Origin of the sequence: Micromonospora sp. ATA51, assembly GCF_016802855.1 — a bacterium.
GTDB lineage: Bacteria > Actinomycetota > Actinomycetes > Mycobacteriales > Micromonosporaceae > Micromonospora > Micromonospora sicca.
Map to the genome: position 1 here is coordinate 1 of NZ_JAEVHJ010000467.1, position 3,822 is coordinate 3,822.

Below are 3,822 nucleotides of genomic sequence, written 5' to 3' on the forward strand. Positions count from 1 at the left end.
CTGGCGGTGGCGCTGGCGCTGGTCGCGGCCGAGCGCGGGCGGCGAGCGCTGCTCGTCGACGCGGCCGGGCGCGGCGGCGTGGACGACCGGCTCGGCACGCCGGCCGAGGGCCTGCGGGTGGTCGACGAGCCGTTCAAGCCGCTGCGGGCGGTCGACCGGCACGCCGCTGAGGTGAAGGTGGTCGACCTGGACCGGGCGCTGGACGTCGGGCAGGTCGAGGTGGCCCGGCAGTGCGACCTGGTGCTGCTGGTCGCCAACGTGCAGCGCAACGAGGTGGCGACCGCCGGGTCGCCGCCAAGCTGTCCGAGGCCGGCATGCGGTGGGCGCTGGTGCCGACGTGGATGCACGACAAGGCGGGGCAGGAGCTGGCCCGCGAGTTCCGGGTGCGGTTCCTGGACGAGGTGCCGCTGGAGCCGCCGTCGGTGTTCTCCGACGGGCGGGTGCACCTGCTCGACCGTTGCCCGCTGCTGGACCTGGCGCGGGAGCTGCTGAGCAGCGCGCCGTACGCCGCCGCCCGGGTGGCGGCCTGACCGTCCCCGGTGGGTGCCGTACATTGACGTTGTATGGCATCCGGCCGTGGGAGGAGAGGAACGTTGAAGGTGAACCAGGTCAAGCTGAAGGCGGTTACGCGGCGCATCGCGGCCGACCTGATGAAGGCAGGCCCGCTGGAGCTGCCGGTGATGGTCGGGCTCAAGGAGCTGGTCCGCATGTTCGGCGTGAAGGACAACACGCCGTACCAGTGGCGGTCGAAGGGCCAGCTGCCCAAGGAGGACGGCGAGGTCAGCAACAACCCGCAGTGGAAGCTGACCACGATCTACGCCTGGGCCGAGGACACGAACCGGAAGATCGTGTGGGACCCGTGGGACGTCCTCGACGAGGACGCGGACGAGGCGGCGTAGGTATGAGCACGTCCGATGCCATTGTAGCCGTACAGAGCGGGTGTAGGGTGCCGGAAAACGTCTCGGCCCCGCCAGGCGGTCATCTGGCGGGGCGAAATGGACGTACCCGGAACGGAGAACGGGTCGCACGCGCATCGTACGCCAGTTCGGGCGGCGGTGCGCTGGCGGCGCTGCACAGAAAGGCCGCCAGCATGGTGGACCGGTGGACGGTCGAGCGTGCGGTCAGGAGCGAGGAGTGCGACCTGGAGCCCCCTGGCCGGCACCTCGTCCTGACGCTGCTCACGTGGTCCGACGCGGCCACGGCGATGATTCCGGAGCAGTACACGCCGAGCCTGACCGACCTGGAGCACGCGACCGGCATGGCCCGGTCGACGGTCGCGGCGTGGCTGAACCGGCTGGAGAAGAAGTGGGTGTGGCGCGACCGGCCGAGTGTGGCCGACGCGCGGCGCAAGAAGGCGAAGACGGTCTACCGCATGGGAGTGCCGCCGGAGCTGTTGCGCAGGCTCACCGAGCGGGGCGTAGTTGGTCCGCGTGCCGGACCAGCCGCGCCCGAATCGCCCGGGTCTGGTAGTCCGGTGGACGAACCAGTGAAGGGCGCTTCTGGTCCGGGTCGCGGACTAGAACTAGTCCGCCAGGCGGACCGAGTTGGTCCGCCACACGGACGCAAGACATACAGGGAACAAGAAACGGTTGGGGTCCGCGCCGCGAGCGGTGTCGACCACCGTTACGTCGAGGGGCCGAATGGCTCCTGTGGCCATCCCGGTTGCAGGAAGTCGGCTCCGCTGCACGGGCCCGCGCTGCGGGCCGTGCCCGAGGAGGGAAGGAGAGTGATCGGGGAGTGAAGGTGTATCTCGCGCCAGTCGACGTCGCGCGGTGCGCGGCGTGCGGTGGCGTGCTCGTGCCCGCCGGAGACGACTGGCAGCACCGCGAGAGCGCGGGTTGCACCGAGCTGGCCTCGCCGGTGATCTGCTGGCACCCGGACTGCGGCCTGCCGGCCGCTGTCGGGAGTGAGGCTTGCGCGGACTGCGCGGGTCCTTTTTCGTCGTCGCCAGATGTCGGGTCGCAATACCCGACGGCGACCGTATAGAGTCTATGTAGGACGTTCGTTCACGTGGAAAGGGACGAAGGATGAGTTCACGGTTCATGCCCGCGAGCCGCAAGAAGGCGAAGGCGCGGATCGCCCTCGCCGGGCCGAGCGGGGCAGGCAAGACGCTGACCGGGTTGAAGCTGCTGTACACGCTGACCGGCGCGGTGACCGTCGCTGACGGCCTGGAGCGGATCGCGTTCGTCGACACCGAGCGGGACTCGGCCGACAAGTACGCGGTCAACCCGGAGCTGCCCGGCGTCGGCGACATGACGCCCGAGGAGGCCGGCGGCTACGGCTTCATGAAGTTCTCGCCGATCAAGTACGACCCGCGGCAGCTCGTCGAGCTGATCGACGAGGCGGCGCTGGCAGGCTTCACCGGCTTCATGCTCGACTCGGCCTCGCACTACTGGTTCGGGCCGGGCGGCATCCTGGAGCTGGTCGACCTGTTCGCCCGCAACCACGGCGGCCGGTCGATGGACGGCTGGAAGGACGTGCGCCCGATCGAGCGGGCGTACATCGAGGCGCTGATGAGCTTCCCCGGGCACGTCGTGGTGTGCCTGCGGTCCAAGCAGAAGTACGAGATCACCGAGGGCGCGGACGGCCGCAAGCAGGTGTCCAAGCTGGGCATGCAGCCCGACCAGCGCGACGGCCTGGAGTACGAGTTCGACCTGGTGGGCGACCTCGACCAGGGGCACTACCTGCGGGTGACGAAGAGCCGGTGCGACGCGCTGGCCGACCAGGTGATCCACAAGCCGGACGCGGAGCTCAGCTTGCAGCTGCTCGACTGGCTGGAGAACGGCGAGCCGCCGAAGGACGTCGACTGGCCGACGGCCCTCGCGGCGTGCGCGTCGCGGGAGGACCTGGCGGTGCTGTGGCAGCGGGCGCAGCGCCTCGGGAAGACGCAGAAGCTGCGGCAGCAGTTCAACGAGCGGGGCGCGGAGATCGCGGCCGCGCGGAACGCGGCGGCGGTTCCGTCCGACCAGCCGGACCGGGCGCTCGCCGACGCGGCGACGGCCGCCCCGGCGGCCAACGGCCGCCAGCCCGAGGCGGCGGGGGCGGGCCGGTGAGCGGGGTGCAGCAGGTCGCCATGAAGGCGGCGGTGTTGAAGGCCCTGCTCGACGAGGTGCGCAAGGTCTACGACGCCGCGCGGGAGGACGCCGACGGCGGCCTCATCGCGCTGAACGGCGAGCTGGGCGTCAAGACGATCGAGGTCCGGCTGCCGGGCTACGACGCCCCGGTGGCGCAGGTGACGATCTCCGAGCCGAAGACGGGCTACGTGGTCGACGAGGCCGGGCTGCTGGCCTGGTGCAAGCAGGAGCACCCGTCGGAGGTGGCGGTGACGACCCCGGCGCCGGTCGAGTCGGTGCGGCCCGCCTGGCGCAAGGCGCTGCTCGCCCGGATGAAGGTCGAGCCGGACGGCACGGTGGTCGACGGCGAGACGGGCCGGATCCTCGACTTCGTGGAGGTCGCGGAGCCGCCGCCGCCGTCGACGACGCTGACCTTCAAGAAGGGCGGCCGGGAGGAGGTGGCGGCGGCCTACCGGGACGGTCGGCTGGCGCTACCGGAGCTGCTGGCGCTGCCGGCGGCCGAGCAGGAGTGAGCGGGTGCGGGGTCGGGCGAGGGGCGACCTTCGCCCGGCCTCGCGCCACATCGGAGCCGGGGAGGTGAGCGGTGGCGATCGACGCGCGGCTGGTGCGTGACGGCCTGGTCGACGTGGAGGCGTTCGCCGCCGCCGCCGAGGTCGGCGCGGTGGGCGTGTGCGACGGCTGCGCCGGCTGCTCGACGGCTCGGCGACCGAGGGCGGCGGCCTGGTGTGGCTGACGACCAGCTGCCGGG

6 protein-coding genes are annotated in these 3,822 nt (G+C 71.6%); all 6 read left to right on the top strand.

Features of this window, described 5'->3' with window-relative positions:
• Nucleotides 1-314 precede the first annotated feature (314 nt).
• The 6 genes from JNW87_RS36015 to JNW87_RS36040 all read left to right on the top strand — a co-directional run bounded on the left by JNW87_RS36015 (nt 315) and on the right by JNW87_RS36040 (nt 3,807).
• Nucleotides 315-530: a hypothetical protein gene (locus JNW87_RS36015; protein ID WP_238455238.1), complete on the top strand. Its 216-nt coding sequence runs from the start codon at nt 315-317 to the stop codon at nt 528-530.
• A gap of 63 nt (nt 531-593) precedes the next feature.
• Nucleotides 594-899 carry a hypothetical protein gene (locus tag JNW87_RS36020; RefSeq protein ID WP_238455239.1) on the top strand — a complete coding sequence of 102 codons (306 nt, stop codon included), beginning with the start codon at nt 594-596 and terminating at the stop codon, nt 897-899.
• Nucleotides 900-1,090: 191 nt separating this feature from the next.
• On the top strand, nt 1,091-1,741 hold the full coding sequence (locus JNW87_RS36025; RefSeq protein WP_238455240.1) for a MarR family winged helix-turn-helix transcriptional regulator: 651 nt from the start codon (nt 1,091-1,093) through the stop codon (nt 1,739-1,741).
• Between the two features lie 286 nt (nt 1,742-2,027).
• Nucleotides 2,028-3,053, top strand: coding sequence for an AAA family ATPase (locus tag JNW87_RS36030; protein ID WP_238455241.1), 1,026 nt, complete (start codon nt 2,028-2,030; stop codon nt 3,051-3,053).
• A complete protein-coding gene (locus tag JNW87_RS36035) occupies nt 3,050-3,586 on the top strand; it encodes a hypothetical protein (protein WP_238455242.1) in 537 nt (178 codons plus the stop codon). The genes JNW87_RS36030 and JNW87_RS36035 overlap by 4 nt, the downstream gene beginning before the upstream one ends.
• Nucleotides 3,587-3,657: 71 nt before the next feature.
• Nucleotides 3,658-3,807, top strand: a complete 150-nt coding sequence (locus JNW87_RS36040) for a hypothetical protein (RefSeq protein ID WP_238455243.1) — start codon at nt 3,658-3,660, stop codon at nt 3,805-3,807.
• Nucleotides 3,808-3,822 lie beyond the last annotated feature (15 nt).